The organism is Helicobacter equorum, assembly GCF_900198655.1.
In the GTDB taxonomy this organism is placed as follows: Bacteria; Campylobacterota; Campylobacteria; order Campylobacterales; family Helicobacteraceae; genus Helicobacter_F; species Helicobacter_F equorum.
Map to the genome: position 1 here is coordinate 1 of NZ_FZPO01000051.1, position 1863 is coordinate 1863.

The following is a 1863-nucleotide window of genomic DNA, read 5'->3' on the forward strand; positions in this document are numbered from 1 at the left end:
TTGATATCGTATATAAAAAAACATAATAGAACCAAAAGAAAATTAAAAGTGTTAAGAAATATGGAAGATTTCCATAGATAAAAGTTCTTAAATTAGATTTATTTTGCCATATATAACCAATCACACACGCACATGTGATAAATATGCTTGTATGAGAAAAGAGTATTGCTATGAGGCTTATGAATATAAACTTTGGCAAAGCAGTACATTGTATATACAAATATAGGAGCAAAAAACCTAAAAATGCTTCGATACCATATTGTTTAAACTCTGTGCTGTAATGCAGTAGTCCCAAAGAACCACACACAAGTAAAATAAAAAATGTTTGTGTAAAGGAATCGTGAAGTGTTTTTGAAATTTTAAAAGCTAAAAATAATGTGCCCAATGAAGAAACAAATGGTAAAAAATATAAGACATATTCATTTGCACCAAAAATCTTTATGAAAGATGTATTGATAGATTCTAGTACATACACTCGAAAATAGGGCGAGTATAATTAACAATTGATAGATTGTAATTGTTTTGTGGTGACTTCCTAGTAATTTTGTATCAGAGTTGGATACTTGCATGTCTTACTCCTATTTGGTGATACTCAAAGCCCTTAGATTCTAAATGGAGTGTGTGGTAGATATTGCGTCCATCAAAGATAATAGGGCTTTTTAGTAATTTTGCTATTTCGTCAAAATCTGGGCTTCTAAACTCTCTCCACTCTGTTACAAGCACCATTGCATCACAATCTTTAAGTGCCTCATATTTGCCTGTCGTAAATGTAATATGTTCTAGTATGTCGCCAAGATAAAACTTCGCCTGTTCTATGGCTTTTGGATCATAAGCCTGTATATGAGCACCACGCTTCACAAGCTCTCGTATAAGTACCAAAGCACTTGCTTCACGCATATCATCAGTTTCAGGCTTAAAGGCTAATCCCCATACGCTAAATTTTTTAGCCGATAGATCTTTGCCAAAACGTGCGCATATTTTTTCTACCAAGAGCATTTTTTGTGCTGCATTGACTGAATCAATGGCTTGTAATATTCGTGGTGTGTAGCCAAAATCTAGCGCAACTTTTTCTAGGGCTTTGATATCTTTGGGAAAACAGCTTCCACCATATCCACACCCTGGATAGATAAAGCTATACCCGATACGTGAATCTGATCCTATGCCAAGTCGCACATCATTGATATTGGCACCCACTCGCTCACAAATTTGACTCATTTCATTGATGAAACTAATTTTAGTCGCAAGCATCGCATTTGCAGCATATTTTGTCATTTCTGCAGATTCTATACCCATAGCAATAAATCTATCACTCTTAATAAGAAATGGCGCATAAAGAGCTTTCATAATCTCCAAAGCCTTAGGAGAATCCGATCCCACTACGACTCTATCAGGACTCATGAAATCCTTTATCGCCACACCTTCTTTTAAAAATTCAGGGTTACTTACTACATCAAAATTTTCTTGTATTCCACGTTTTTGTAACTCTTGCGCAATGATTTGACGCACTTTTCTAGCAGTGCCTACGGGCACGGTAGATTTATCCACGATTACTGCATAATTTGTGAGATGTGCCCCTATATCTTCTGCCACGGCACAGACATAGCGTAGATCAGCGCTACCATCTTCGCCCATAGGAGTGCCTACCGCAATAAAAATTACCTCGGCATTACTTAATGATTGTGCTTTGTCTGTGCTAAAGCGTAGAGTGCCTTTTTTGTGATTTTCTAGCACTATGGATTCTAATCCCGGTTCATAGATTGGAATAATACCTTTTTGGAGATTTGTAATTTTTGTAGAATCTACATCAAGGCAGATGACATCATTACCCATTTGGGCAAAACACGCCCCAGCTACAAGTCCTAC

General features: G+C 36.5%; 1 protein-coding gene. It reads right to left on the reverse strand.

All coding sequences use genetic code 11. The annotated features are described in order from the left end of the window. Positions 1–549: 549 nt before the first annotated feature. The coding region (locus C6H22_RS07260; RefSeq protein WP_104694635.1) for a UDP-glucose dehydrogenase family protein at positions 550–1863 on the reverse strand (1314 nt) is incomplete at its 5' end.